The sequence below is a fragment of the Pseudoduganella sp. OTU4001 genome, from assembly GCF_038440195.1.
Classification (GTDB): Bacteria; Pseudomonadota; Gammaproteobacteria; order Burkholderiales; family Burkholderiaceae_D; genus Rugamonas.
The window spans coordinates 105,798-131,448 of sequence record NZ_JASATG010000001.1; the positions used below are offsets into that span (position 1 = coordinate 105,798).

Genomic DNA, 25,651 nt, shown 5'->3' on the forward strand with positions numbered 1-25,651 from the left:
TCAGGGCAGCACCTCGAACAGCAAGAACTGGCTGACCTGGGTCTTGCCGTAGTTGTCGTCGCTGGCGAGGACCAGGGTGGCGTTGCCGTTGGGCAGGCGCGGGCCCCAGGCCATGGCTTCGAGGTTGTCGATGCGCGGGCGGCCGAGGGTGGCGAAGTCGAGGACCAGTCGTTTGCGGGCGGGCGTGTACTGGGCGCCGGCGAGGCCGGGCAGCGATTTGACGTCGCTGGCGCCGCGCGTGTCGGTGGCGTAGAGGCGGATGTAGTTGGTGTGGCGGCCGTCGGCGCCCTGCACCGAGGCGCGTTCCAGCACCAGCAATTCGCCGTTGCCCATGGCGAGGATCTCGGACACGCCGTTTTCGGCGGCCTTGCCGGGCGCTGGTTCGGCGGGGATGGCGTCGAGCGGATAGGCGAACTGGCGCAGCACCGCGCCGTCGCGCTGGAACTGCGTCATGCGCACCACGGCGCCGTGCTGCGGCGTCGGGATCGGGCCGTCTTCATATAGCGGCCATTCGAGCGAGGCCCACAGGCTCTGACCATCCGGCGCGAACGCGATGCCTTCGAAGGCGGCGTTGTAGCGCGAGCCGCGTTCTTCGTTCTTGTGCACGCGGAAGTTTTCCGGCAGCGGCAGCTCGGACAGGAAGGCGCCGTCGCGCGTGGCGTGGCGGATGAAGGGATCAAGCCCGTCGCGCCGGTCGCCTTCGCTGGAGTACCAGATACTGCCGTCCTGCGGGTCGATGCGGATTGATTCGACGTCTACCCGCTGGCAGCCAGCCGCGCTGGTGCCGAGGTCCATGCCGTCGGAATGCAGAAAGTAGTGCACGCCAAGGAAGCGTACGGCTGCAAACGACTGCGCATCAAAATCCAGCGCGGCGTCGTAGAAGCGGGCGGGATTGTGTGTGCAGCGGTCATCGGTTTCGATCAGCCATTCCCCGCGCGCGGCGTCGTAGTCAAGGCCGGAGAAGCCGCCAAGTTCAGTGCCGCTGAAAGACGCGCGGTGCGGCACGCGCTGCTCGCCGATGAAACGCAAGCTGCCGACCGTCACCGGCGTGGCGGCGGCGCGGGGCGCCGGCATCGGCGCGCAAGCGGCCAGCATGCCGGCCAGCACGCACGCCGCCACGGCTGCGATAGCGGTCGTGCGCCGCATCATCCGTGGTGCAGGCGCCTGTGCATGCAGCGCAGGCCGATCCAAACGGCCACCGCCACCACCGGCACCAGCACGCCCATCACCAGTTCCGGATTGCCGACCCAGCCCAGCACCTTGGCGCCTTTGGCCGAATAGCCGATCAAGCCGATCACGTAATACGAGATCGCCGCCACCGACAAGCCCTCCACCGCCTGCTGCAGGCGCACTTGCTGCGCGGCGCGGGCGTTCATCGATTGCAGGATCTGGCGGTTCTGCGCCTCCTGTACGATGCCGACGCGGGTGCGCAGCAGGTCGTTGCAGTTGGCGATGCGGCCTGCCAGCGCCTGCTGGCGTGCGGCCACAGCCTCGCAGGTCTTCATGGCGGGCGCCAGGCGGCGGTCCATGAACTCCTCCACCGTCGGCGTGCCTTCGATGCGCAATTCGCGCAATTCGTCGATGCGCGCGATGACCAGGCTGAAATAGGCCTTGGCGGCGGCGAAGCGGTAGCTGGTGTCGGCCGATACTTTTTCGATGCGCGCCGCGAGATGGGTAATGCGGTCCAGCAGGTTTTGCTCGGTCGAACCGTCATCAACCTTGCCATCGGCTTCCACCAGCGCGCCGGCCAGGGTGGCCAGTTCCGACTCCACCGCATTCAATTCGGGCACGGCGGCTTGCGCCAGCGGCAATGCCAGCAGCGCCATCATGCGGTAGGTTTCGATTTCCAGCACGCGCTGCACCAGGCGGCCGGCCTGCTGCTCATGCATCACCGTATCGCAGATCACGAAGCGGCTGAAGCCATCGGCGTGGATGGCGAAATCGGTCCACAGCTCGCCGCCGTTCATCACCTGGCTGCCAGCCAGCGGCGCGCCCTGGAACATGCGCTGCAGGCTGGCGGCAAAAGCGGCTTGCGCGCCGCCGGGACGTGCCAGCACCACGTGGGAGGCCACCAGCACCCTGCCCTGCAAACGCAGCAGCCATTGTTCCGGCAAATGACGCGAGGGCATGCTGGCGAAGGCTTCCTCCGGCAGCGGCATGCTGTCGACGCTTTCGGCGAAGGTGAAGGTGGCGAATTCGGTATGCAGCTCCCACTTCAGGCGGAAGCGGCCGAAATCATGGCTGAAATACTTTCCGCCCGGGCCCGGCGCGCTCACGCCGAAATGTCCGCACAGCTCCGCCAGCAGCTCTTGCTGCTCCTGCTCGCCGATGATGGCGAAATGGCTCAACAGGGTTGGCGCCTCCAGCGCCAGGAAGGGGCGCGAATGGATTTCGGCAGCCAGCGGGACGCGCTGGGCGTGATTCAGGCTCGAGAACACAATACTCATAAATCATGGCTCGGTGATGGCGGAGTCACGATATTAACATTGTATTTACCTTAAGCCTGGGCGCTGAACCGGAATGCCACTTCCCCGCCGGGCGCTGCCAGTGCAGGTTCCAGCAGCAGGCAACCCGGTATTTCGCTGGTGCTGGCCCGCAGGCTGGCCAGGTCGCCCGCCAGTTCCAGCTGGCGTCCTGCCAGGCCATCGGCCAGCAGCAGCACAGCGCGCAGGCCGTCCTCCCCGGCCAGGTAGCGCGCCGTCGCGGGCAGCTCGCTGACCGAACGCGGATGCTCGCCGTCACCGGACACCCGCAGCCGGTGCTCGCCCGGGTTGAAGCAGATCGGCAGGCACAGCGTCGCCGGCGCCTGCAGCGCCACCTCGCAGTGCAGGGTCAGGGCATTGGCGTCATCCAGGCGGTAGATCGCCACCACGGCAGGCGCGCCGGGACTCACCAGCCGTACGCCGACGCTGGCGTCTTCCACCAGCGGCACCGCGTGCCATGCCAGGCGATGCAGCGCGCGGCCCGGCGCCGGTAGCAGGTGGATGCCGCCGTTTGCCAGCCCGCCGTGCAGGACATTGGTGAGCACGCCATGCGCATCCGGGACATGCACACTCAGCAGCGCCCCGCCGCGCGTGCTGATCTTTACCGTCATACCGTGCCTGTTACCAAGAGTAAAAATACTCAGCGGCAAGCCCTCGGCGGTATATCCGTCGGCCTCTTGCGTAATGTTCAAGTCCATACCTTCAGTATATTCACGCGCCTGATATTTGATAAAATGTGGCTTTATTTCCCGTCGGCAAAACAATAAATGCAGGCTTTGCAATTTTCCTCTCGTTCCGCCCTTGCGCTAGGGGCTGCGCTATTGATTGCGTTGAGCAGTGCGCATGCCGACGAGGTATCCGACATCAATAAGATGATGCGTGGCGGTCAATTGGGCGCCGCTTTGGCGAAGGTTGATGTTGCTCTGTCGCAACGGCCGAAAGATGCCCAGTTGAGATTTCTCAAAGGAATGATATTGTCCGAACAGGGCAAAACCGCCGATGCAATTAATGTTTTCCAAAAGCTGACGGAAGATTATCCGGAGTTGCCGGAGCCTTATAACAACCTGGCGGTCTTGCATGCGGCAGCCGGGAATTACGACAAGGCGCGGGTTTCGCTGGAACGCGCTATCCGCACCAACCCGACTTACGCCACCGCCCATGAAAACCTGGGCGACGTCTATGCCAAGCTGGCCAGCCAGTCCTATGATAAGGCGATGCAGCTGCTCGACACCAACCAGCCGGCGCCGCCAAAGTCGAAGCTGGCCATGGTGCGCACGCTGACGCCTAAGGGCGGCAATGGCGCGGCGCCGGTCGCGGTAGCGGCCGCGCCGGCACAAGCTGCGCCGGCTCCGGCGCCAGCCGTCGCGCAGGCCGCGCCGCAGCCGGCTAAGGTGGCGCCGCCCGTCACGGCACCAGCGCAGGCGCCAGCCAAGCCGGCAGCGCCAGCGGTACAATTGGCAAAAACCGAGCCGAAGCCTGAACCAAAGGCTGAGCCGCCGAAGAAGGCCGAAAAAGAAATCAAAGCCGACGACGCTGCGGACGACGTCAGTAAAGCCGTCAGCGCCTGGGCGAAAGCCTGGAGCTCGCAGGACATGAAAGGCTACCTGAACGCATACGGCAGCAATTTCCAGACCCCGAAGGGCCAGAACCGCAAGGCCTGGGAGGCGGACCGCACCAACCGTATCCAGGGCAAGGACCATATCAAGGTGACCATCGAGTCGCCGCAAATCACGGTCAACGGCAATACCGCGACCGTGAAATTCCGACAGAAGTATGTCTCGGACCGCCTCAGCACCACGAGCCGCAAAACGCTGGTGCTGGAGAAGCAAGGCAAGAATTGGCTGATCAAGCAAGAGCAGTCGGGGAGCTGATGGTGAAGTCGAAACGGGCCGGTATCGGGGCAGCCGCCGCGCTGCTGGCAGCGTGCGCCCTGCTGGCGCCGGCGGGCATGGCCAAGTCCATCCATCCAGCCGAGAGCCCGCGCGCGCGGCAGGATGCGGAAATCATGCTGCTCGAGATCTACAAGGACCTGCGCGCCAGCCAGCTCAATGAAGCGATGGCCAAGGCCGATGCGCTGGTGCAAGCCTACCCCAACTTCCGCGTCGGCCACATGATCCGCGGCGACCTGCTGCTGATGCACACCAAACCGGTGACCCAGATGGGCGCCGGCCTGAACGCCCCGGCCGACAAGCTGAAAGACCTGCGCGACGAAGCGCGCGTGCGCCTGCAATCGCTGGTGGCGCGCCCCGGCGCCGACCTGCTGCCGCGCTCCGTGCTGCAGCTGCGCGGCGATATGCGCCATGTGCTGGTGGTCGATGCGACGCAATCGCGCCTTTACGTCTACCAGAACGCCAACGGCCAGCTGCGCCTGATCACCGACTACTACATCACCCAGGGCAAGCTGGGCGTCGACAAGTTCCGTGAAGGCGACCAGAAAACCCCGCTCGGCGTGTACTACATTACCGGCCGCGTCTCCGGCGCCAAGCTGCCCGACTTCTACGGCGCCAGCGCGCTGCGCATCAATTACCCGAACGAGTGGGACCGCCTGAATGGCCGCAGCGGCTCCGGCATCTTCCTGCACGGCACGCCGTCGGACAATTACAGCCGCCCGCCGCTGGCCTCCGACGGCTGCGTGGTGCTGACCAACGACGATTTGCGCCGCCTGGAAGAATCGGTCGACATCGGCAAAACGCCGGTGGTGATCGCCGACCACCAGGAATTCGTCAGCAAGGCCAAATGGGATGCGGAGCGCGATACCGCGGCCCGCCTGGTGGAAGCATGGCGCGCCGACCTGGTGAGCGCCGACAACCAGCGCCTGCTGAAGAACTACTCCGGCAAGTTCAAATCGGCGGAAGGTGAAAACCTGAAGACCTGGTTCGAGAAGGAACTGCGCCCGCTGGCCAGCGTGAATGGCCTCAGCGTCACGCTCAGCGAAATGACCATCTTCCGCTACCCAAGCCGCGACGATATGCTGGTCAGCACCTTCACCCTGGAATCGAAGATCGGCAAGACCCGCTCCACCCAGCGCAAGCGCCAGTACTGGGCGCGTGAAGGCGGGTCGTGGAAGATTGTGTTCGAAAGCCTGATCTGATTATTTGCGGCGGCGCAGGAAGGCCTGCACGTCCGCAAACGTGACCGCGCCATTGTGCGCGCGGTCGATCTCCTCGAAATTCTTTTCAACATAGCCCAGGCCCGCCTTGGCGGCTTCCTGCTGCGTCAGCGTCCCGCTCTGGTCGCTGTCGGCGGCGTCGAAACGCTCGCGCAGCCTGGCCATGGCCTGCGCGCGCAGCTCCGCTCCGGCGGCGGGCGCTTCGCGCGACGGGATACGCTGCGCCTTCGGCACGTAAGGCTCGGTGCGCGGCAGCAGCGGCGCGTCTTCCGCGGCCTGCGCCATGGTGGCCGTCGCCGCCAGCACTGCGAAAGCTGCGATTGCAAATTTCATTTCCATCTCCTTACTTCTCCCTTACTTGCCCATCTGGTAGAACGCGCCCAGGTCGGTGCGCGCGGCACGCCGTGCCGTGTTATCAAGGTAGCCCATATGCCCGCTCTGGTAATTGCGGACCACGATATTCGGGTTGGCGCCCAGGCGCGCCAGGTCCAGCTCGGTCTGGTGGAACGGCGTCGCCAGGTCGTAATAACCGCTTAGCGACAGCACTTTCAGCGCCGGATTCAGCGTCATGGCGGAAGCCAGGTCCGGCACCGTATCCGGCACCGCCTTGCCGTCGTGGCTGAAATTCCAGCTCTCGACCAAGTCATTGAAAGGCTGGTAGACCGACCCGGCCGTGTAGTGCAGCACATCGCTCAGATAACTGCGCACCCCGCTCACAAAAGCCTGGTTCACCACCGCCAGCGAGGGATCGCCGCCACTCGCCAGCTGGCTCGCTTGCGGCGCCAGCACGCGCGCGTCGTAGCGCCCCACAAGCATATTGCCCGGCACGATATTGCGCTGCACGTAGCCCGGCTGGATGTTCAGGTTGGCCTGCCAGGTGGCGGCGCCGATGCCGGTAAAGGCTTCCAGCTGCACCGGCACGGCGGCCGGCGGCGCTGTGCGCGTGGCCAGCCATGGCGTCATGGCGGAGCGGTAGGCGCCGGCCGCGAAATTGCGCGCCTGCTGCAGGTAGGAGCTAAGGTCCGTCGGTAGCGGGTTGGCGCGCTGGTGGTAGGCGCCGATCGCGGCGTAGGTCGGCACATAGCCCTGGCAGCTCACTTCGTCCGGCCCGCCCGCTTCGAACACGCCGCAGTTGCTGTTGTAGTTCATGATGGGCGATTGCAGCACCACGCCGGCCAGCCGCACGCCGGCGGTCTCCAGCAGGTTGGCCAGCACCGCCGTGCGCGGGCCGCCGTACGATTCGCCGAACAGGTATTTGGGCGAAGCCTGGCGGTTGTTGGCGGCGACATAGCGCTGCACAAAGTCGCGTAGCGAGGCGGCGTCGCTATCGACACCCCAGAAATCCTGGTTGCGGTTGGGGGCGATCGCTTGCGAATAGCCGGTGCCGACCGCGTCCACGAATACCAGGTCGCTGATATCGAGCAGGCTTTCGGCGTTGTCGACGATCTGCGCCGGCGTCGGCAGCACCGTGGTCCCCGGCTGGTCGGCCACCACCCGTTTGGGGCCGAAGGAGCCGATATGCAGCCACAGCGAAGCCGAGCCGGGGCCGCCGTTGTAGAAGAAGGTGACCGGCCGGCTGGCGGCGGGCTGGTTGTCCAGCGTGTAGGCGACGTAGAAGAAGGACACCGAGGCGGCGCCGGTCGCGCCATTGCGCGCGATCAGGTGGCCGGTGGTGGCGGTGTAGTCGTAGCGCGCGCCGTTCAGTGTCAGCTGGCCGTGCGCCGTGGCCGAGGATTCGTTGGCGGCCGCCAGCGATGCGGTGGCGGCGCCGTTGTACACAATGGGATCGGCCATCGCGCCCGGCACGATGGGCGCCGGCGGTGTGGGCGGCGTGGGTGTGGGCGGGGCGACGCTGCTGCCGCCTCCCCCGCCGCCGCACGCGGCCAGGGCAGCGGCCACTGCCAACGTGCTTACCCATTTGCGCGCCATCGCGATTCTCCTGTCGGTTCCGTCCTGCTTATATTATAGTTATCTTTTTAGCATTGCCAATTCCCCAAATGGAAAAATACCCGCTGCGCACACAACTCCTCAGCTGCGCTGTGCTGGCGGCCATCGGCCTTGCCATTATCCAGTTCGGGCAGGACCTGCCGCTGCCGCAGGCGCTGGCGGTGGGCATGCCGTGGCAGGACCAGCTTGGGCTGGGTGCTGCGCTGGGGCTCGCGGTCAGCCTGGTCTCGGCCATCACCACGCTGCGCAGGCCCGCCGCCGAAGCGGTGCAGCGCACCACGGCCAGCTATTCGCGGCTTGACCTGTCTGGCTGGAACCCGCTCTGGATTTCGCTCGGCGCCGGCATATCGGAAGAGATCCTGTTCCGCGCGGCCTTGCAGCCGCTGGTCGGCATCTGGGGCGCCAGCCTGCTGTTCCTGCTGGCGCACGTGCGGGCCTACGAATTCAGGCGCCTCGACGGCGCCACGCTGCTGCAGGCCGGCGGCGTGTTCGGCATGGCGCTGATGTTTGGCTTCGGCTACGAATATATCGGCCTGCTGGCAATGGTGGTGGCGCACACCATCATCGATATCGTCGGGCTGCTCCTGGTTCAGCGTATTGCGGAAGGAGCGAACCGCTTGCGGTAATCGCTGGGCGAAACGCCAAGGGTGCGCTGGAACGCCGTGCGCATGCGCTCCTCGCTGCCGAAGCCGCACAGGCGCGCCACCTGCTCCACGCCGCGCGCAGAGCTCTCCAGCATGCGCCGCGCCGCTTCCAGGCGCAGCGCTTCCACGCCCTTGGCCGGGGTGCGGCCGGTTTTTTCCTTGTAGACGCGGGCGAAATTGCGCGGGCTCATATTCAGCTGGCCGGCCAGCAATTCCACCGGCATGTCCAGCGCCAGGTTATCCATGATCCACAAGTGCAGGCGCTCGAAGGCGTCGCCGCCGGCCTCCTGCGCCAGCAGCAGCTCGCTGAACTGGGCCTGGCCGCCGGGGCGCTTGAGGAAGACCACCAGCTCGCGCGCCACCTGCATGGCCACGTCATGCCCGCAATCGCCCTCCACCAGCGCCAGCGCCAGGTCGATGCCCGCCGTTACACCGGCCGAGGTCCACACCGCATGCTGGTTGACGAACAGCGAGTTGCGGTCGATATCGACCGCCGGGAAACGCTCCTGCAGCAGGTCGCACATGGCCCAATGGGTGGCCGCGCGCTTGCCGTTGAGCAGGCCCGCCTGCGCCAGCAGGAAGGTGCCGCTGCATACCGATGCGGTGCGGCGCGCGCGCTCGGCGGCACCGGCAATCCAGTCGCTCAGTTCACGCAGCAGCGGCTGCACGCGCGGCATATCGGGCGAGCCGGGCACGATGATGGTGTCGATTTGCTCCAGCAGGAAGGAGGACAGCGGCACGGTGTCCAGCGCCATGCCTTCCGCGCTGCGCACCATGCCGCCCGCCAGGCTGGCCACCTGGCGCGCATAGCCCGGCAGGCCGCGCGCGCGCATGCGCTTGTCGGCCGCCCAGAACACGGTCTGCGGCCCGGTCAGGTCGAGCAGGCCCACATCCTCGTAGGCCAGGAACAGCACCAGGCGCTCGCCGGACAGCTTTGGCAGGAAATAAGGGGTATTCGTCATTACAGCCGATTTTGGCCGTCCTAAGATGTAGTGTCAACGCAGTATTCACACCTTGCAAGGAGAGCAGCATGAAAATCGTAGTCATTGGCGGTACTGGGCTTATCGGCGGCAAACTGGACAAACTGCTGCAGGCAAAAGGGCATGAAGTACTGGCCGCATCGCCCGGCACCGGCGTCAATGCCGTCACCGGCGACGGCCTGGCCGCGGCGCTGGCCGGGGCCCAGGTGGTGGTGGACGTGGCCAACTCGCCATCGTTCGCACCCGCCGACGTGCTGGACTTCTTCCAGCGTTCCACCCGCAACCTGGGGCGCGCGGAAAAGGAAGCCGGCGTGCGCCACCATGTCGCGCTGTCGATTGTCGGCACCGACCGGCTGCCGGAAAATGGCTACTTCGGCGCCAAGCTGGCGCAGGAAGAGCTGATCGCGCAAAACGGCGTGCCCTACTCCATCCTGCGCGCCACCCAGTTCATGGAATTCCTGGCCGCCATCGGCCAGTCGTCGGAAGTGGACGGCACGATCCGCCTGTCGCCGTCCCTGATCCAGCCGGTGGCGGCGGACGACGTGGCGGCCGCGCTGGCCGACGTCGCGCTGGCTACGCCCATTAACGGCATTGCGGAACTGGCGGGCCCGGAAGCCTTCCCGCTGGAGCAGATCGTGCGCCGCGCACTGGCAGCCGCCGGCGAGCAGCGGCCGATCGCCACCGACCCGCAGGCGCGCTACTTCGGCTCCGTGCTGGAACACGGCAGCCTGGTGCCCGCCCCCGGCAGCAAGGCGCGCCTGGGCGCCATCCACTACGACGCGTGGCTGAAACGCTAGGCCTTACTGGAACGCCACCTCGGCAAAGCTGCGCAGCTTGCGGCTGTGCAGCTTGTCCGATCCCAGGCCGCGCAGCAGCTCCAGCGCCCGGATGCCGATGCGCAGGTGCTGGTCGACGCGGTCGCGGTAGAACTGGTTGGCCATGCCCGGCAGCTTGATTTCGCCGTGCAGCGGCTTGTCGCTGACGCACAGCAGCGTGCCGTAAGGGACGCGGAAGCGGAAGCCGTTGGCCGCGATGGTGGCGCTTTCCATATCCAGCGCCACCGCCCTGCTCTGGCTGAAACGGCGCTCCGGCGTGCGCTGCGGCAGCAATTCCCAGTTGCGGTTATCGGTGCTGGCCACGGTACCGGTGCGCAGCACGCGCTTCAAATCGTGGCCGTCCAGGCGCGTGACTTCCTTGACCGCCGCCTCGATCGCCACCTGCACTTCCGCCAGCGCCGGGATCGGCACCCACAGCGGCAGGTCCTCGTCCAGCACATGGTCCTCGCGCACATAGCCGTGCGCCAGCACGTAGTCGCCCAGCTGCTGCGTGTTGCGCAAGCCGGCGCAGTGGCCCAGCATCAGCCAGGCGTGCGGGCGCAGCACCGCGATATGGTCGGTGGCCGTCTTGGCGTTGGCCGGGCCGACGCCGATATTCACCATGCTGATGCCGCTGCCGTCGGCGCGCACCAGGTGGTAGCCCGGCATCTGCGGCAGGCGTGGCGGCGCTGCGCCGAATTCGTCGCCCGGCTGCATGGCATGGCCCACGCGGCGCGTGACCAGGTTACCCGGTTCGACGAAGGCCACGTAGCCGTCGTTGTCCGGGCTGGCCATCAGCTCGTGGCCCAGGCGCACGAATTCGTCGATGTAGAACTGGTAGTTCGTGAACAGCACGAATTTCTGGAAATGCTCGGGCGAGGTGCCGGTGTAATGGCGCAGGCGCTGCAGCGAGTAATCGACGCGCGGCGCGGTAAACAGCGACAGCGGCTGCGCCTCGCCCGGCGGCGCCTCGTAGGTGCCGTTGGCGATGCCATCGTCCATTGCCGCCAGGTTGGGCAGGTCGAATACGTCGCGCATCAGCAGGCGGCGCTCGGCGCTCATGCTGCCTTCGATATGGTCATGCTCGGCAAACGAGAAATGGACCGGGATCGGTTCCGAACTCAATCCGACCTCGATCTGCATCTGCTGCTGGCCGTGGTTCTTCAGCAGCAGGCGGAATTGTTCGGTGTAATAGCGTTCGAACAGGTCAGGCCGCGTGAGCGTGGTCTCGAAGGCGCCGGGACCGGCGACAAAGCCGAACGACAGGCGCGAATCGGCGCGCACCACCGTGTCGCTCTGCACCCGCACATAGGGGTAGCAGGCGCGCACGCGCTCGGCCGGCGTTTCGCCTTCGACAAAGCGCTGCAGGGATTCGCGCAGGAAGCGGATGCTGTCATCGTAAATTGTCCGGACCTGGGCCAGTGCCGCGGAAGGGTCATCAAACATCTGGGGTGCTACGTGAGGGCGGCTGGACATCGTGCAAACTCCTTTCTGCTGGCTACATCCTATTATAATTGCATGATGTGGCAGAAATATTTCATTGGATTGCTGGCCGCCGTCAGCGCGACGGTGGCGGCAGAGGCCGAACCAACGCTGACCGTCTCCTGGCGCGAGAAAGCGCCTTACTACTATTTCGAGAATGGCGTCGCCAAAGGATTCATGCTGGACCGCGCAAAGCAGATCTTTGCCGCGGCGGGCGTGCCTGCGCGCTTCGTCAACGAGCCGCAAAAGCGCATCTGGGCCAATTTCGCCACCGGCGTGAAGAATTACTGCTCGATCAGCTGGTACCGCATTCCCGAGCGCGAAGCGGTGGCGCAATACAGCCTGCCGGTGCATACCGACCAGCCGCACGCCATTTTGGCCCTCCCCACCGTGGCGGCGCGCATCAAGGCCCACCCCAACCTGACTTCCCTGCTGGCCGACAAGAGCCTGACGCTGGCGGTGATTGACGGCGTCTCCTACGGCCATGTGCTGGACCCGATGATCGCCGCCAGCGACAACCGCATCATGCGGCGCACGGTCGAAACCTCGGCCATGTTCCGCATGCTGGCCCTGGGCCGCGCCGACTACCTGTTCGTCGACCGCGAGGATTACAGCTACCTGCGCACCAAGCATCCGGAACTGCAGCCGCTGGTGCTGATCGATTTCCAGGACATGCCGCCGGGCCTGCGCCGCTACTTCGTCTGCAGCCGCGACGTCCCGGCCGAAACCATGGAGCGCCTGAACCGGGCCATCGCCAGTGTGACCGGCCGCAGCGAGCCTGCGCGCCGCTAGCCGCTAGCTGCTATCCTCCACCGTCACCAGGTTGCTTTGCGCCTGCGCGTATTCCAGCGCATACGCCAGTTCGCCCGGCGTATCGGCATGGATGGTCAGCATCGGCTGGCCCACCGCGAGCCTGCTGCCCAGCGGGGCGAGGAAACGCACCCCGGCAGCGGCTGCGCGCGGCGCCCCGGCCAGCTTGGCCAGCGTGGCCAGCTTGCGGTTGTCGACGCCCACCACGCGCCCGGCGTGGCGCGCCTCCAGCACATGGGAACAGGCCGCCAGCGGCGGCTCGCGCAAACCGCCCTGTGCCGCGCAAATCGCCTGGAATTTATTCCATGCCGCGCCGGAATCGAGCACCTCGGCCGCCAGCGCCAGGCCCGCGCCCGGCGCCGCGCGCCCGCCCAGTTCCAGCACGCCGCCCGCCAGCGCCAGGGCGCGCTGGCGCAAATCCTGCGGCGCCGCCGCACTGCCCTGCAGCACCGCCAGCACGTCCATTGCCTCCAGCGCCGGACCGATGCCGACGCCCACCGGCTGGCTGCCGTCGCTGACAACGCAACGCACCGCCAGTCCCAGCGCCTGCCCGGCCGCCTCCAGCCGCGCGGCCAGCTGCTGCGCCGCCTGCCCGGAACGCACCTTGGCGGTACGCCCGACCGGGATATCGATCAGCACATGGGTGGCGCCAGCGGCCAGCTTCTTCGACAGCACCGATGCCACCAGCAAGCCATCGCTATCGAGTTCCAGCGGGCGCTCAACGCGGATCAGCACATCGTCCGCCGGGCTCAGGGTCACGCTGCCGCCCCACACGATGCAGCCGCCTTCGCGCTGCACCACACGCCGCATGGCATCGATGCCGATCGCCACCGGGGCCAGGGTTTCCATGGTGTCGGCCGTGCCGGCCGGCGACGTGATGGCGCGCGATGAGGTCTTGGGCATGGTCATGCCGCAGGCCGCGACAATCGGCACCACCAGCAGCGTGGTGCGGTTGCCGGGCAGGCCGCCGACGCAGTGCTTGTCCACCACCACCGGCGCCGGCCATTGCATGCGCTCGCCAGCGCCGGCCATGGCGCGCGTAAGCGCGATGGTTTCAGCCAGATCGAGCCGGTTGCCGGAACAGGCGGTGATAAAGCTGGACAGGTGGATGTCCGGGTAGCGCCCGCCGGCGATATCGGCGACGATGGCCTGGGCCGCGGCCTCGTCCAGCGGCCGGCCATGGATTTTGCCGCGCACCGCGCTGAACGAAGCCAGCGGCGCGGCGTGGCGCACCGTCACCGGCATGCCCGGCGCGGCGCCCAGGGCTTCCCACGCCGCCTCCGACAGGCCAACCTCCTGCCCTTCCAGCAGGCCGCCATCGACCACATTGAGCATGGCGGCCACGATATTGGCGCCGCACTGCAGCTCGATGCGCGACTGCGCTTCAAACCCTTCCGCGCGGCACACCGCGCAATCGCGCCGCATGTAGGCGACCGGCTGCTGGTAGGTATCGATGCCAAGGCGCCTGGCGCGCAATGCATAAGCCATATTCCCTCCTTTTTGGCAGCCTAGGCGATCGGAGCCGGATGCGGAATGACCTGGATCAAATTCAGAAGCCGCGCGCCACGCCCAGCACCGTCTTGCCGCGCACCTGGCCCGAAACCGCCAGCGGCCGGCCGTAGGCGTCGTATCCGCCGCGTCCGCGCAGGCGCGCCGCCTCGATCGACAGCTGCACTTGCCATCCAGCCAGCGAAGTGCCGATGCCCAGGCGCCCTTCGGCGCGGCTGCTGTCGGCATTGCCCGGCGCCGACAGATAGCCGGCGCGCCAGAAGTAGCGCCAGTCCTGCGTCAGCGCGCCGCCGCCATTGAGTTCGGCATACAGCGTGCGTTCGCGGAAACCGAGGTAGTCGGGAGCATAGTGCAGGCGCGCCGAGTAATTGTCGAACGACAGGCCGGCGAACACTTCGCGGAAATTCCAGCCCGGCACGCCGTGGAAGGCGTATGCCGAGATGCCGGCTTCCCATGACAGGCCCGATTCCAGGCGCCGCGCATAGCCGGCATACCCCAGCCACTGCGCCGTGCGGTGCGATTGCATCGCCAGCTGGCCGCTGACCACCTGGCCGCCCGCGAACCAGCCGCTGGCGTCATCGATATCGAGCGACAAACGTGCCGCCGGCTTGCCGGAACTGAGCGACATGCCGCGGTACATATGATCCGACACCAGGCCGGCGCTGCCGCTCACCTGTGCCTGCGCCGTGCATAGGAACAGGCAAGCCAGGCCGGTCAGGGCGTACGGGCCAGGTTGTCGGTGGGATTGGGACATGCGCAGGAACATTTGCCGGTGATGCGCATGATGGTGGCGCAAAGATCCACCCCCGTCAACGGTGCGCGGCCGCTACTGCGCACAATCCCTTCGCGCAGCTGTGCGCCAGCCAGTTGCGGCTTGAGCTGGCCGAGCAGGGCCAGCATGCCCGTGATGTGGGCTGCGGCATAGGAAGAACCGGACACCAGGCCCCAGCGCGCGCCGGGCATGGTGGTTGGGATATCGCGCCCCGGCGCCAGCAGGGCCAGGCCAGCGGCAGCCGGTGCGTCGTCCGCCGCCACCGCGAACACGCCGGGGCTATTGGCCGGGAAGCCGCCATCGCTGCGCTGCGGGTCGATGGCGCCCACCACCCGGATGCCACGCGCCTGCGCCGCAGCCACCAGCTGCTGCAGCAGGCGGTCCTGCGGGCCGGACAGGCTGAGGTTGATGACCTGGGCATGGTGCTGCAAGGCATAGTTGAGCGCCTTGGCCAGCGTAAAGCTGTTGCAGCGCGTGGCGCCATCCACTTGCCAGCAGGCGCGCAGGGCCATCAGGCGCGCTTCCGGCGCCACCCCGGCGATGCCGATGCCGTTGTCGGCGCGCGCTGCAATCACGCCCGCCACCGCCGTGCCATGCTCCTCGGCCACATAGGACTGGCCGTCGACGAAGTTCTCCTGCAGCGCCACCTGGCCGGCCAGGTCGGGATGGCTGGCGTCCACGCCGCTGTCGACCACGGCCACCAGCACCTTGCGCCCGGTGACGGTCTTGCGCAGCTGCAGCAGCTGCCATGGCGCGGCGGCCGGCTGCACGCGGTACAGCGGGTCGCCCGCCGGGCCGGTCCCGGACTGCAAAGTGAATTCCTGGATCGCCTGCGCCCACGCCACACGCCGGTCGCGCGCCAGGGCTGCAATGACGGCCGCCGCGTCCTGGCCGGCGGCCAGGCGCATGCGGTAGCAATCGACGTTCAGGGCCGGCATCGGCCAGTCTTCCAGCAGCCGCATACCGTGCTCTCGCGCCAGGGCCGCCGCGATGCGCTGGCGCGCTTGGCGGCCGGCGTCGTCGCGGTAGCCGGCGCCGCTGTAGCCGTCGGCACGCAAATGCGGCGCGGGCAGGTGCAGCATGACGAGGATTTCGGGACCGCTGGCAGCGGCCGGGGCTGGATCGGGCGGCGCCGGGCTGGCCGCGGCCAGCCCGCACAGCATCCAGCACAGTGCCAGCCAGCTGGCCCAGCGCCTCACGGCGCGCCCTCCGCCGCCAGCGCTTCGGCCAGTTCTACGGCGGGATCGGCGCGCAGGGCTTGCAGCACGGCCGCGCGCCGCTCCGGCTCCACGTCCAGCAGCCAGGCGCCGGTCGCGGTGGGTCCGCCCACCAGCTGCGCACCCGAGCCTTGCAGCAGGCGCTGCATGTCCTGCACGCTGGCGCCGGCGCGGAACACCACCAGCACATCCGGCACGGCAGCGGGCGCGCTGCCCAGTGCCTGGTAATTTTGCGGTGCGCCGCCTGGCAGCAGCTGCACTGCCAGCACCACGATCACCGCGGCCTGCAACGGGATGGCCCAGCCCCTCCAGTCCCCGTTTCCGCGCAGCCAGTCCGGCAAGGCACTGGCGAAACGGAACGGCGACCGTACTGCGGGGGATGGTTTGGCGACAGGCTGGGCCAAAGGGGGCGGCGCCGGCTCCAGCTGCGGCATCAGGCGCGCCAGTGCGCGTTCCTGGTCCAGTCCAGCGGGCAAAGGGGCGGCCGCTTCGATCAGGCGGCGCTGCCATGCCAGCTCGGCGCGGCATGCCGGGCAATCGCGCAAGTGCTGCTGCACGCGCTGCGCCTCGGCATCCGCCAGCGAGCCGGCGGCATACCAGGGCAGCAGCAACTGCATGTCCTGGTGCTCCGCAACGTTCGGTGGGTCTTGCGTGTTCATCGTATTTCTTCCAAATGGTCGGACAACATGTCCTTCAGCCGCAGCCGCGCGTGGAACATGCGCGTCTTCACCGTGTTCACCGGGCAGCCCAGGGTTTCGGCGATCTCCGGGTACGCCATGCCGTGGTAGTAGGTCAGGCACACCACCAGGCGCTGCTCCAGCGGCAAGGCATCCAGCGCGCGGCCCACGCCGCGCTGCAGCTGCAGCGCCGCCAGCGCATGTTCCGGTTCCCGCCATTCCTCGCCGGCCGCTTCCGCCACCTCCTCCACCGGCTCGTCCAGCCCGCGCAGCGCTTTCAGCGCCTGGCGGTAGGCGATGCCGAAGATCCAGGTCGACACCTTGCTGCTGCCGTCGTAGCTGGCGGCCTTCTGCCACACCACCAGCATGGTGTCGTTGACGATTTCTTCCAGCAGCGGCACGTTGCGCGTCATACGGTCGAGGAAACGGGCCAGGCGCGGGAAGTAGGCGCGGTACAGGGCCTGGAAGGCCAGGCGATCGCCGCCCCCTACCCGCCGTACCAGTTCACCGTCATCCGACTCGCCCGTCACACCCGCCCTCCTGCCAGACCGCATCCATTGTTCTCCTCGTTTGCCGGTAAATACCGGGCCGGCGCGGAAAGGTTCAAGGAAATGCGAAAAATATTTTCCCGTCCCGATTGTGAACCATTTTGCGGTGCGCCGGTATTGACAGTAACAACATTGACAGATTGCTCAGTAACCGTGTTTACCCCATCCACCCTCTGCACGCCGACCCTGCTGGCGCCGGACCTGGCGGCAGTGCTGCGCCTGCTGCTGCTGGCGCCCCTGCTGGAGGAATGGGTGGTGCGTGCCGGCCTGCAGGCCTGGCTGCTGCCGCGCAGCAGCGCCGCGACCGCCGTCCTGGCCAGCGCCGCCGCCTTCAGCGCACTGCACCTGGGTTCCGGCGCGCAGGCGGCGGCGCTGGTGTTCGGGCCCGGGCTGGCGTTCGGCCTGGCTTACCAGCGCTGGCGCAGCTGGCAGCTGTGCGCCGCGCTGCACGCGGCGTGCAACGGCTGGGCATTGTCGATGTGTGCCTGAACCATTTACCGACCAACGGGAGTATCGATGAAACATCCACCACTGTGGGCCTGGCTGGCCCTGGGCCTGGCGCAAGCCCTGCCCTCCGCACAGGCGGCCGACGCCCTGAACGGCAAGTCGCTGTACCTGAACGGACCGGTCGCGGGCGGCACCAGCTGCGCCGCCTGCCACGGGCCGTCGCCGGCCAATAACGTCAACGGCATCCTGGCCGCTGCCAACGCGCCCAACGTCATCAGCAATGCCTTCGCCGCCAACCGCGGCGGCATGGGCTCCCTCTTCAACGGAAAATTCACCGCGTCGGAGATCGCCGACCTGGCGGCCTTCATCGGCAACCCCAACGTCAGTGCCGCCCCGGCGGCGGCGGTGGCGCCGGCCAGCCTGTCGTTTGGCGGGGCCACCGTCGGCCAGGATAGCGCGGCGCTGGCGACCACGCTGTCCAACAGCGGTTCGGCCACCCTGAATCTCGGCAGCATCGCCGTCGGCGGCAGCCATGGCGCTGACTTCCGCGTCACCGGCGGCAGCTGCGCCGCCGGCGGCACGCTGGCAGCGGGCGCCAGCTGCACGGTGCAGCTGGTGTTCCGGCCCGCCGCAGCCGGCGCCCGCAGCGGCGCCCTGTCGATCAGCCACAATGCCACCGGCGGCGCCAGCAGCGTCACCTTGTCCGGCAGCGGCAACGCCATGGCCCAGGGCACGCTGGCCATGTCGGCCACGGCGCTGGACTTCGGCACCGTGCTGGCCGGCGCCACGACGCAGCGCACCCTGACGCTGACCAATAGCGGGCAGGCCCCGCTGGCCTTCTCCGCCATCCGCGTCAGCGGGGCGCAGGCGGGCCTCTTCACGCTGGGCGGCACCTGTTCCAGCGCTGCGGCGCTGGCAGTGGGCGCCAGCTGCAGCGTGGTGGTCACCGCGCAGCCGGCTGGCGCCGGGGCTTTTGCCGCCAGCCTGGACCTGGTTTCCAATGCCAGCAACGGCAGTGCGGCGGTCGGCTTGTCGGGCAGCGCCAGTGCGGCGGCGCCGGCCATCGCCGCCAGCCCCAGTGTGGTCGCCTTCGGCGCGCAGACCGTCGGCACGGCGGCGACGCAGCAAGTCACGCTGAGCAACCGGGGCAATGTGGCGCTGGCCATCGGCAGCATCACCGTCAGCGGCGCGGCCAGCATCAGCATCGGCAGCGGCGGCAACTGCGGCAGCAGCCTGGCGCTGGGCGCCAGCTGCACGGTGCCGCTGGCGTTCGCGCCCACGGCAGCCGGCGACGCCGCCGCCACCTTGCTGGTGCGCTCCAATGCGCCGGAGCTGCAGGTCGCGGTGTCGGGCTCCGGCACCAGCGCCGCGGCAGCACGCCCGGTGCTGAGCGATAACGGCCCGGTGGCGTTCGCCGATACCCAGGTCGGCCAGCAATCGGCACTCCAGCGCAACACGCTGACCAACAGCGGCAGCGCGGCCCTGAAGATAAGCTCCCTGGTGCTGGGCGGCAGCCATCCCGCCGACTTTGCGCTGGCCGGCAGTTGCGCCGCCAATGCCATGCTGAGTCCTGGCGCCAGCTGCACCATCGACGCCAGCTTCAAACCGACCGCCGCCGGCGCCCGCAGCGCCGAGCTGCAACTGGTAACCGATGGCGGCGCCCAGCTGAGCGTGCGCCTGCAAGGCAACGCCAGTGCCGTGCCATCCGCAGCACCAAGCCTGACGCTGTCGCCGCAAGCCTTCGACTTCGGCGGCAGCAGCGCCGGCGGCAGCGGCATCGTCAAGCGCTTCACCCTGACCAACAGTGGCGCCGCCATCCTGGTGCTGGACAGCCTGGCGTTCAGCGGGCCGTTTGCCGTCGCCAGCGAAACCGGAGCCTGTAGCGCCTTCCCACTGACGCTGGCGCCGGGCGCCTCCTGCGAACTGCCGGTGCGCTTCACGCCGACTGCGATCGGCAGCGCCAGCGGCAGCGCCACCCTGCAAGCCAGCGGCGCCAGCTGGACCATTGCCTTGAGCGGCCAGGGCACCGCCGCCAGCACCGTACCCGGCACAGGCAATGGCACGCCGCAAAACCGCGGCGGCGGGGGCTGCTCGTCGATCCAGGGCGGCAGCGATCCGATGCTGGCCGTGCTGGCCTTCCTGGCTGCCGGCGTGCTGCTGTGGCGCCGCCGCCAGGCGCGCCTGCTGGCCGCTGCCGCCGCGCTGGCGGCGGCCGGCCAGGCACTGGCGCTGGAACCTGGCCAGCCTGCGCCGGCCTTCTCGCTCGACGGGCCGGCCGGCAGCGTCAAACTGGAGCAGTACCACGGCAAACTGGTGTACCTGGACTTCTGGGCTTCCTGGTGCGGCCCGTGCCGCCAATCCTTCCCATGGATGAACGAAATGCAGGCACGCTATGGCGCCCAGGGACTGCAGGTGGTCGGCATCAACGTCGACGCCAGAACCGACGACGCGCGCAGCTTCCTGGCCGCGACCCCGGCCGGCTTTGTGGTCGCCTTCGACCCGAACGGGACGGCGCCACGCGATTACGGCATCAAGGGCATGCCCAGCAGCATGCTGATCGGACCGGACGGCAAGGTGCTGTACCAGCATAGCGGCTTCCGTGCGGCCGACCGCAGCGCCCTGGAAGCGCGCATCAAGGCTGCGCTGGGGGCACGCCAATGAAGCCGCGCCTGGCCTGGCTTGCGCTGGCCGCCATGCTGGCGGGTTGCGGCGGCTTGCAACCCGTGCAGCCTTGGCAGAAAGGCGAACTGGCGCGCGCCGACATGCTGCTGCAGGGCGACTTGCTGGAGACGCGCTTCAACGAACACATTTATACCAGCAAGGAAGCTGCATCCGGCGGCGCGGCCGTGGGCGGCGGCGGCTGCGGCTGCAACTGACGAGGAAGACCATGGATAGCAAACCACAGAACGGCGCCACCGCCGGCCAGGCCTTGCTGGCGGCCGCCATGCTGCTGCCCGGAGTCGGCGCCGTGCATGCCGAAACGCCGCCGGAACGCGCCAGCATCGGCTTCAAATACCTGTACTACAAGGAGGACCAGCCGGGCCTCGACCGCGTGCGCGTGCATGCGCCGGCGGTCTCGGTGCTGGCGCCGGTGGCCGGCGATTGGTCGCTGGGCGCCAGCGCCACGGTGGACGATGTGTCGGGCGCCTCGCCGCGCTACCACACCGCGGTCTCCGGCGCCTCGCGCATGAAGGATCTGCGCAAGGCGGGGGACATCACGGTCACGCGTTACCTGTCGCGCGGCACGCTCAGCGCATCGGCGGCCTATTCGACCGAGCACGACTACGTGTCGCGCGCCTTGTCGCTGCAGGCAACGCTGGCCAGCGAAGACAAAAACACCACCTGGAGTTTCGGCGTGGGCGGGTCCGACGACAGCATCAACCCCGTCAACCGGATCGTGCAAGGCGCCGGGCGCCAGACTGTGAGCGTACTGGCCGGCGCGACGCGCGTGCTGACGCCGCTCGACGTGGCCCAGTTCACCCTGACGCACAGCCGGGGCCACGGCTACTACTCCGATCCGTACAAGCTGGCCGACGAACGGCCCGGCCAGCGGCGCCTGGATACCGCCCTGCTGCAGTGGAACCACCGCTACGCCGCGCAGGGCGCGACCAGCCGCCTGAGCTACCGCTTCTACCGCGACAGCTTTGGCATCCGCGCGCATACCCTGGGCGCGGAATGGGTGCAGGGCCTGGCCGGCGGCTGGAGCCTCACACCGGGCATCCGCCTGTACACGCAGCGCGCCGCCAACTTCTACTTCGATCCGGTCTATGACAGCCTGCTTGGCGCGCCCTTCCCAACTGGCTACGTGTTCGGCAGCGGCCGCGCCAGTTCCGCCGACCAGCGGCTGGCGGCGTTCGGTGCGGCCGCCCTGTCGCTCAAGGTGGCGAAACAGGTCAACCGCGATTGGGCCGTGGACGTGCGGCTGGAACGCTACCAGCAGCGCAGCGCATGGCGCCTGTTTGGCAGCGGCAGTCCGGGCCTGGCGCCGATGCGCGCCGTCAACCTGCAATTCGGCGTCACCCGCCAGTGGTAAGGAGAACAGTAATGAAGCACCTGGTTCATTGGCTGGCGGCGCTGCTGCTGGCCGCCGTATTCGCCCCGGCCATGGCGGACGATTTCCTGGCGCCGGAGCAGGCCTTTGTGCTGCACGCGCAGCTCGATGCGCAGCGCCAGCTGGCTCTGCGCTGGACCATCGCCCCCGGCTACCACCTGTACCGCGAACGCATTTCGGTGCGCAGCGATGGCGCGGCCCTGCCCCTGCGGCTGCCGCGCGGCCAGCGCAAGTTCGATGAAAACTTTGGCAAGGAGATGGAGACCTATGCCGGTGAGCTGGCATTGCAGCTGCCCTGGCAAGGGCAAGCGCCGGCCACCCTGAGCGTGTCCTACCAGGGCTGCGCCGACGCCGGCTTGTGCTACCCGCCGCTGGAGCGGCGCTACCGCATCGACCCGGACCGGCCTGGCGAACTGCAGGCCTTGCCCGACGCCGCAACCGGTGCCGCCAGCACCGCCGAAGACGACACCTCGCTGGCGCAGCGCACCCTGGGCAGCGGCAGCGCCTGGCGCATCGGCGCCGCCTTCCTGGTATTCGGACTGCTGCTGTCGTTCACGCCCTGCGTGCTGCCCATGGTGCCGATCCTGTCGTCGATCATCGTGGGCGAAGCACAGGTAACACGCAAGCGCGGTTTGCTGCTGGCAGCGGCCTACAGCCTGGGCATGGCCCTGGTCTATACGGGGCTGGGCGTGGCTGCCGGGCTGGCGGGCGAAGGGCTGGCGGGGGCGCTGCAAAAGCCCGGCGTGCTGCTGGCCTTCGGCGCCCTGCTGGTGGCGCTGGCGCTTTCCATGTTCGACGTCTACCAGCTGCAGCTGCCTGGCGCCCTGCAGACCCGCCTCAGCAGCGCCAGCGGCAGGCTGTCCGGCGGCCGCCTGGCCGCAGTCTTCGGCATGGGCGCGCTGTCGGCCCTCATCGTCGGTCCCTGCGTGGCCGGTCCGCTGGCCGGGGCGCTGCTGTACATCAGCCAGACCGGCAACGCCCTGGCCGGCGCCGGAGCCCTGTTCGCCATGGCGTGCGGCATGAGCGTGCCGCTGCTGCTGACCGGCCTTTCGGCAGGCAGCCTGCTGCCGCGCGCCGGCGCCTGGATGAACCATGTGAAGAAGGTATTCGGCCTGCTGCTGCTCGCAGTGGCGATCTGGATGGTCAGCCCGGTGCTGCCGGCCGCCGCAGCCATGGCGCTGTGGGGCGCCTTGGCCATCCTGTGCGCAGCCTTCCTGCGCATCGGCGAAGCGCTGCCCGAAAACGCCGGCATCGGCGCCTACGCCGGCAAGGCGCTGGGAATGCTGATGCTGCTGGCCGGCTTGTTCGAACTGGTGGGAGCCGCCAGTTCCGGCCGCGACGTGCTGCAGCCGCTGGCCCACCTGCGCGGCGGCGAAGCGGCCGCCGAGCCGCGCTTCACGCGCATCCGCAGCGTGGCCGAACTTGAACGCGCGCTGGCCGGCGCCACCAAGCCGGTCATGCTCGACTTCTACGCCGACTGGTGCGTCGCCTGCAAGGAGATGGAACGCCTGACCTTCAGCGATGCACGGGTGCAGGCCGCCATGCAGGGCATGCACCTGCTGCAAGCGGACGTCACCGCCAACAGCGGCGAGGACCGCGCCCTGATGAAACGATTCAGCCTGTTTGGCCCACCCGGCATCATCATGTTCGACGCCAGCGGCAAGGAAGTCCCGGCGGCACGCGTGATCGGCTACCTGGCGCCCGATGCCTTCCTACGCCGCCTTCAGCTGCCGTGACGGGCCTGGGCGCGCTTGCAGCGGTTGCGGCCCTGGCGTTTGGCGGCATACATGGCGGCATCGCTGCGCCGCAGCAGGTCTTCGGCCAGCTGTGCATCGTAAGGGAAAATGGCCAGGCCAATGCTGGCCGACACCAGCGCCGGCTGGTCGTCCGCCACCCGCACCGGCGCCCGCACGGTTGCCAGCGTACGTTCGACGATTTCCTGCGCCTCGCCGACGTCGCCCAGGCCCGCCAGCAGCAGCACGAACTCGTCCCCGCCCAGCCGCGCCACTGTGTCGTTGGCCCGCACCACCTGCTGCAGGCGCCCGGCCACCTCCACCAGCACTGCATCGCCCGCCTCGTGGCCAAAGGTATCGTTGACCAGCTTGAAGCCATCCAGGTCCATCAGGCACACTGCGACCAGCTTTTCAGTGCGTGTGGCAAAGGCCAGCGCCTGCTGCAGCCGGTCCTCCATCAGGCGCCGGTTCGGCAGGCGCGTGAGAGGATCGAAAAAGGCCAGCTGCTCGATCTCTTCCTGCCGCGCGCATTCTTCCGTAATGTCGGTGAATAAGCCAAAGTATTGCTGCACCCTGCCCTGCCCGTCGCGCACCGCGCTCAGGGTCAGGTGCGCCGCGAACAGCGAACCGTCGCGGCGCTTGTCCCACACCTTGCCCTGCCAATGCCCGCTGCCCAGCAGGCCTTGCCACATGGCCTGGTAGAACTCCGCGTCCTGCTTCCCCGACTGCATGATGCGCGGATGCTGGCCCAATAGCTCGCTGCGCGCATAGCCGCTCATGGCGCTAAAGGCCCGATTGGCTTCGACGATACGCATATTGCGGTCCACCACCAGGATGCCTTCCGACGTGGCATCGAACACCTTGGCGACCAGGTGCTCGCGCGACGCCTCCTTGTGCGCGCGCAGGCGTAGCAGCCTTGAAATGCGCGCCACATGGCGAAAGGTCAGCCAAGCCGTCAGCGCGGCGGCCAGAAAGGCGCCGCACAGGACTGCAAGCGAAATTTCAAGCAGGCCGGCCACGTCATCCCCTACTCCAGCACAACTTCTTCGAGATACTCCGGCACCCGGCACGGCCATCCCAACTGTTCGGAAATGCGCCGGCGCAGCGCGTCCGCGGCAGCCGGCTCGCCGTGGGTCACAAAGACCTGGCGCGGGGCCGCCGGCGCATGCGACAGCCAATCCATGGTCTCGTCGCCGTCGGCATGGGCCGACAGGTTGCCGATCATCTCCACCCGCGCCCGCACCGGGTAATACTCGCCGTGGATCTTGACCGAAGTCTCCCCCGCCAGCAGCCGCGCACCGCGCGTGCCGGCGGCCTGGAAGCCGGCGAACAGGATGGTATTGCGCGCATCGCCGGCAAAGGCCTTCAAATGGTGCAACACGCGCCCACCGGTCGCCATGCCGCTGGCAGCGATGATCACCATCGGCGTCTGGCGCCGGTTCAGCGCCATGGACTCCTCCACACTGTTCACGATATGGGCCACCTGCCCCAGCTCGCGGCAAGCGCGCTCGTCGAGCCGGTGCTGTTCATGGTGCTTGATGTAGAGCCGCGTTGCATCGACTGCCATCGGGCTGTTCAGATAGACCGGCAGCGCAGCCGGAATCGCCCCGGCCCGCTTCAGCTGGCCGATTTCGTGCAACAACTCCTGCGCCCGGCCCACTGCGAAGGACGGGATCACCGTCACCCCGCCGCGCGCCGCAGTCTTGCTGATGACAGCGGCCAACTGGCCGCGCGGGTCGGCCGGTTCGTGGCGGCGGTCGCCGTAGGTCGACTCCACCACCAGGTAGTCGCACGCGCCAAGCGGCGTTGGCGGCCGCATGATCGGATCATGTGGCCGCCCCAGGTCGCCCGAGAACAGGATGGTGCGCCCGCCGCAGCGCAGCGACACCGATGCGGCACCCAGGATATGCCCGGCCAGCTGCAGCCGTGCCGTCATGCCCGGCGCCGGCGAAAACTCGTGGCCCACCGGCACCACTACCAGGTGCTCCAGCGCGCGCAGGGCGTCCGCTTCCGAATACAGGGGCAACGCCGGCTTATGCTTTGAAAAGTTGTGGCGGTTTGCATACAGTGCCTCTTCCTCCAGCAAACGGCCACTGTCAGGCAACAGGATGTGGGACAGGTCGCGCGTCGCTTCGGTGCAGTACACCGGCCCCCGGAAACCCGCGCCGACCAGGACAGGCAGGAAACCGCTGTGGTCCAGGTGGGCGTGCGTCAGCACCACGCTGCGGATGGCCGCCGGCAGTACCGGAAACGCGTCCCAATTGCGCAGCCGCAGCTGCTTATAGCCCTGGAACAGGCCGCAATCGACCAGTACCTGGTCGTCGCCGTGACGCAGCAGGTATTTGGAGCCGGTGACGGTGCCAGTGGCGCCGAGGAACTTTAGTGTCAGCATATTTGCAGCATATCCAAGCCGGCGCGTAAATCATT

The 25,651-nt window shown here is 67.9% G+C and carries 24 protein-coding genes; 10 read left to right on the forward strand and 14 right to left on the reverse strand.

The annotated features are described in order from the left end of the window. From AAHE99_RS00440 to AAHE99_RS00450, 3 genes are read right to left on the reverse strand one after another with little or no spacing between them, the layout of a single operon-like run. Entirely contained in the window at window positions 1–1,149 is a 1,149-nt protein-coding gene (locus AAHE99_RS00440) for an esterase-like activity of phytase family protein (protein WP_342113272.1), read from the reverse strand. Then, on the reverse strand, window positions 1,146–2,447 hold the full coding sequence (locus AAHE99_RS00445; RefSeq protein WP_342113274.1) for a DUF3422 family protein: 1,302 nt from the start codon (window positions 2,445–2,447) through the stop codon (window positions 1,146–1,148). The genes AAHE99_RS00440 and AAHE99_RS00445 overlap by 4 nt, the downstream gene beginning before the upstream one ends. Window positions 2,448–2,497: 50 nt before the next feature. Continuing rightward, the gene (locus AAHE99_RS00450; RefSeq protein ID WP_342113276.1) at window positions 2,498–3,094 is read right to left on the reverse strand and encodes a hypothetical protein; all 597 of its coding nucleotides are present in this window, start codon (window positions 3,092–3,094) and stop codon (window positions 2,498–2,500) included. Between the two features lie 264 nt (window positions 3,095–3,358). On the opposite strand from AAHE99_RS00450, the gene AAHE99_RS00455 reads away from it, so the two are divergent. Further along, the gene (locus AAHE99_RS00455) at window positions 3,359–4,354 is read left to right on the forward strand and encodes a L,D-transpeptidase Cds6 family protein (RefSeq protein WP_342113875.1); all 996 of its coding nucleotides are present in this window, start codon (window positions 3,359–3,361) and stop codon (window positions 4,352–4,354) included. Beyond that, window positions 4,354–5,574: a L,D-transpeptidase family protein gene (locus tag AAHE99_RS00460; protein ID WP_342113279.1), complete on the forward strand. Its 1,221-nt coding sequence runs from the start codon at window positions 4,354–4,356 to the stop codon at window positions 5,572–5,574. Before AAHE99_RS00455 ends, AAHE99_RS00460 begins: the two co-directional genes overlap by 1 nt. On the opposite strand, the gene AAHE99_RS00465 is transcribed toward AAHE99_RS00460, so the two are convergent. Both AAHE99_RS00465 and AAHE99_RS00470 read right to left on the reverse strand, forming a co-directional pair. Continuing rightward, window positions 5,575–5,925 carry an EF-hand domain-containing protein gene (locus tag AAHE99_RS00465; RefSeq protein WP_342113281.1) on the reverse strand — a complete coding sequence of 117 codons (351 nt, stop codon included), beginning with the start codon at window positions 5,923–5,925 and terminating at the stop codon, window positions 5,575–5,577. It lies immediately after the preceding gene. Window positions 5,926–5,946: 21 nt separating this feature from the next. After that, window positions 5,947–7,521 carry a S10 family peptidase gene (locus tag AAHE99_RS00470; RefSeq protein ID WP_342113283.1) on the reverse strand — a complete coding sequence of 525 codons (1,575 nt, stop codon included), beginning with the start codon at window positions 7,519–7,521 and terminating at the stop codon, window positions 5,947–5,949. A 68-nt stretch (window positions 7,522–7,589) separates the two neighbouring features. Here AAHE99_RS00470 and AAHE99_RS00475 point away from each other — a divergent pair, with 68 nt between their 5' ends. Then, on the forward strand, window positions 7,590–8,165 hold the full coding sequence (locus tag AAHE99_RS00475; protein ID WP_342113284.1) for a CPBP family intramembrane glutamic endopeptidase: 576 nt from the start codon (window positions 7,590–7,592) through the stop codon (window positions 8,163–8,165). Here the strand turns inward: AAHE99_RS00475 and AAHE99_RS00480 are convergent. After that, window positions 8,129–9,145, reverse strand: coding sequence for a GlxA family transcriptional regulator (locus AAHE99_RS00480; protein ID WP_342113286.1), 1,017 nt, complete (start codon window positions 9,143–9,145; stop codon window positions 8,129–8,131). The two genes, AAHE99_RS00475 and AAHE99_RS00480, sit on opposite strands and share 37 nt — an antisense overlap. Before the next feature lie 68 nt (window positions 9,146–9,213). On the opposite strand from AAHE99_RS00480, the gene AAHE99_RS00485 reads away from it, so the two are divergent. Next, window positions 9,214–9,960 (forward strand): SDR family oxidoreductase, encoded by a 747-nt coding sequence (locus tag AAHE99_RS00485; RefSeq protein ID WP_342113288.1) that lies wholly within the window; start codon window positions 9,214–9,216, stop codon window positions 9,958–9,960. Window positions 9,961–9,963: 3 nt separating this feature from the next. On the opposite strand, the gene AAHE99_RS00490 is transcribed toward AAHE99_RS00485, so the two are convergent. Then, entirely contained in the window at window positions 9,964–11,454 is a 1,491-nt protein-coding gene (locus tag AAHE99_RS00490) for an AMP nucleosidase (RefSeq protein WP_342113291.1), read from the reverse strand. A 42-nt stretch (window positions 11,455–11,496) separates the two neighbouring features. Between AAHE99_RS00490 and AAHE99_RS00495 the strand changes: the two genes are divergently transcribed. Further along, window positions 11,497–12,252: a substrate-binding periplasmic protein gene (locus AAHE99_RS00495; RefSeq protein ID WP_342113293.1), complete on the forward strand. Its 756-nt coding sequence runs from the start codon at window positions 11,497–11,499 to the stop codon at window positions 12,250–12,252. A 3-nt stretch (window positions 12,253–12,255) separates the two neighbouring features. On the opposite strand, the gene AAHE99_RS00500 is transcribed toward AAHE99_RS00495, so the two are convergent. From AAHE99_RS00500 to AAHE99_RS00520, 5 genes are all read right to left on the reverse strand, one after another. After that, window positions 12,256–13,758: a thymidine phosphorylase family protein gene (locus AAHE99_RS00500; protein ID WP_342113295.1), complete on the reverse strand. Its 1,503-nt coding sequence runs from the start codon at window positions 13,756–13,758 to the stop codon at window positions 12,256–12,258. A gap of 61 nt (window positions 13,759–13,819) precedes the next feature. Then, window positions 13,820–14,533, reverse strand: coding sequence for a TorF family putative porin (locus tag AAHE99_RS00505; protein ID WP_342113297.1), 714 nt, complete (start codon window positions 14,531–14,533; stop codon window positions 13,820–13,822). Next, entirely contained in the window at window positions 14,494–15,750 is a 1,257-nt protein-coding gene (locus tag AAHE99_RS00510) for a S8 family peptidase (protein WP_342113299.1), read from the reverse strand. The genes AAHE99_RS00505 and AAHE99_RS00510 overlap by 40 nt, the downstream gene beginning before the upstream one ends. Beyond that, window positions 15,747–16,427: a zf-HC2 domain-containing protein gene (locus AAHE99_RS00515; RefSeq protein ID WP_342113300.1), complete on the reverse strand. Its 681-nt coding sequence runs from the start codon at window positions 16,425–16,427 to the stop codon at window positions 15,747–15,749. Before AAHE99_RS00515 ends, AAHE99_RS00510 begins: the two co-directional genes overlap by 4 nt. Continuing rightward, the gene (locus tag AAHE99_RS00520) at window positions 16,424–16,975 is read right to left on the reverse strand and encodes an RNA polymerase sigma factor (RefSeq protein WP_342113303.1); all 552 of its coding nucleotides are present in this window, start codon (window positions 16,973–16,975) and stop codon (window positions 16,424–16,426) included. Before AAHE99_RS00520 ends, AAHE99_RS00515 begins: the two co-directional genes overlap by 4 nt. 171 nt (window positions 16,976–17,146) lie before the next feature. On the opposite strand from AAHE99_RS00520, the gene mrtJ reads away from it, so the two are divergent. The 5 genes from mrtJ to dsbD are packed head-to-tail and all read left to right on the forward strand — an operon-like array spanning window position 17,147 to window position 23,227. Next, window positions 17,147–17,482, forward strand: a complete 336-nt coding sequence (gene mrtJ / locus AAHE99_RS00525) for a JDVT-CTERM system glutamic-type intramembrane protease MrtJ (protein WP_342113305.1) — start codon at window positions 17,147–17,149, stop codon at window positions 17,480–17,482. Window positions 17,483–17,509: 27 nt separating this feature from the next. Then, window positions 17,510–20,101, forward strand: a complete 2,592-nt coding sequence (locus AAHE99_RS00530; RefSeq protein ID WP_342113307.1) for a choice-of-anchor D domain-containing protein — start codon at window positions 17,510–17,512, stop codon at window positions 20,099–20,101. Beyond that, window positions 20,098–20,316, forward strand: a complete 219-nt coding sequence (locus AAHE99_RS00535) for a DUF4266 domain-containing protein (protein ID WP_342113309.1) — start codon at window positions 20,098–20,100, stop codon at window positions 20,314–20,316. Before AAHE99_RS00530 ends, AAHE99_RS00535 begins: the two co-directional genes overlap by 4 nt. Before the next feature lie 11 nt (window positions 20,317–20,327). After that, window positions 20,328–21,473 carry a DUF3570 domain-containing protein gene (locus AAHE99_RS00540; RefSeq protein WP_342113311.1) on the forward strand — a complete coding sequence of 382 codons (1,146 nt, stop codon included), beginning with the start codon at window positions 20,328–20,330 and terminating at the stop codon, window positions 21,471–21,473. 11 nt (window positions 21,474–21,484) lie between these two features. Continuing rightward, a complete protein-coding gene (gene dsbD, locus AAHE99_RS00545) occupies window positions 21,485–23,227 on the forward strand; it encodes a protein-disulfide reductase DsbD (RefSeq protein WP_342113312.1) in 1,743 nt (580 codons plus the stop codon). Here dsbD and AAHE99_RS00550 read toward each other — a convergent pair. Both AAHE99_RS00550 and AAHE99_RS00555 read right to left on the reverse strand, forming a co-directional pair. Next, entirely contained in the window at window positions 23,215–24,243 is a 1,029-nt protein-coding gene (locus tag AAHE99_RS00550; protein WP_342113314.1) for a sensor domain-containing diguanylate cyclase, read from the reverse strand. The genes dsbD and AAHE99_RS00550 overlap by 13 nt on opposite strands. A gap of 8 nt (window positions 24,244–24,251) precedes the next feature. Beyond that, a complete protein-coding gene (locus AAHE99_RS00555; RefSeq protein ID WP_342113877.1) occupies window positions 24,252–25,613 on the reverse strand; it encodes an MBL fold metallo-hydrolase in 1,362 nt (453 codons plus the stop codon). Window positions 25,614–25,651: the final 38 nt, after the last annotated feature.

Bases quoted from the DNA above. Each gene is read 5' to 3' on its own strand.
- AAHE99_RS00470 (WP_342113283.1), bottom strand. From the start codon at position 7,521: ATGGCGCGCAAATGGGTAAGCACGTTGGCAGTGGCCGCTGCCCTGGCC.
- AAHE99_RS00480 (WP_342113286.1), bottom strand. From the start codon at position 9,145: ATGACGAATACCCCTTATTTCCTGCCAAAGCTGTCCGGCGAGCGCCTG.
- AAHE99_RS00535 (WP_342113309.1), top strand. From the start codon at position 20,098: ATGAAGCCGCGCCTGGCCTGGCTTGCGCTGGCCGCCATGCTGGCGGGT.
- AAHE99_RS00465 (WP_342113281.1), bottom strand. From the start codon at position 5,925: ATGAAATTTGCAATCGCAGCTTTCGCAGTGCTGGCGGCGACGGCCACC.
- AAHE99_RS00530 (WP_342113307.1), top strand. From the start codon at position 17,510: ATGAAACATCCACCACTGTGGGCCTGGCTGGCCCTGGGCCTGGCGCAA.
- AAHE99_RS00485 (WP_342113288.1), top strand. From the start codon at position 9,214: ATGAAAATCGTAGTCATTGGCGGTACTGGGCTTATCGGCGGCAAACTG.
- AAHE99_RS00475 (WP_342113284.1), top strand. From the start codon at position 7,590: ATGGAAAAATACCCGCTGCGCACACAACTCCTCAGCTGCGCTGTGCTG.
- AAHE99_RS00455 (WP_342113875.1), top strand. From the start codon at position 3,359: ATGCGTGGCGGTCAATTGGGCGCCGCTTTGGCGAAGGTTGATGTTGCT.
- AAHE99_RS00450 (WP_342113276.1), bottom strand. From the start codon at position 3,094: ATGACGGTAAAGATCAGCACGCGCGGCGGGGCGCTGCTGAGTGTGCAT.
- AAHE99_RS00500 (WP_342113295.1), bottom strand. From the start codon at position 13,758: ATGGCTTATGCATTGCGCGCCAGGCGCCTTGGCATCGATACCTACCAG.
- AAHE99_RS00490 (WP_342113291.1), bottom strand. From the start codon at position 11,454: ATGTCCAGCCGCCCTCACGTAGCACCCCAGATGTTTGATGACCCTTCC.
- AAHE99_RS00495 (WP_342113293.1), top strand. From the start codon at position 11,497: ATGATGTGGCAGAAATATTTCATTGGATTGCTGGCCGCCGTCAGCGCG.
- AAHE99_RS00515 (WP_342113300.1), bottom strand. From the start codon at position 16,427: ATGAACACGCAAGACCCACCGAACGTTGCGGAGCACCAGGACATGCAG.
- AAHE99_RS00445 (WP_342113274.1), bottom strand. From the start codon at position 2,447: ATGAGTATTGTGTTCTCGAGCCTGAATCACGCCCAGCGCGTCCCGCTG.
- AAHE99_RS00505 (WP_342113297.1), bottom strand. From the start codon at position 14,533: ATGTCCCAATCCCACCGACAACCTGGCCCGTACGCCCTGACCGGCCTG.
- dsbD (WP_342113312.1), top strand. From the start codon at position 21,485: ATGAAGCACCTGGTTCATTGGCTGGCGGCGCTGCTGCTGGCCGCCGTA.
- AAHE99_RS00440 (WP_342113272.1), bottom strand. From the start codon at position 1,149: ATGATGCGGCGCACGACCGCTATCGCAGCCGTGGCGGCGTGCGTGCTG.
- AAHE99_RS00460 (WP_342113279.1), top strand. From the start codon at position 4,354: ATGGTGAAGTCGAAACGGGCCGGTATCGGGGCAGCCGCCGCGCTGCTG.
- AAHE99_RS00540 (WP_342113311.1), top strand. From the start codon at position 20,328: ATGGATAGCAAACCACAGAACGGCGCCACCGCCGGCCAGGCCTTGCTG.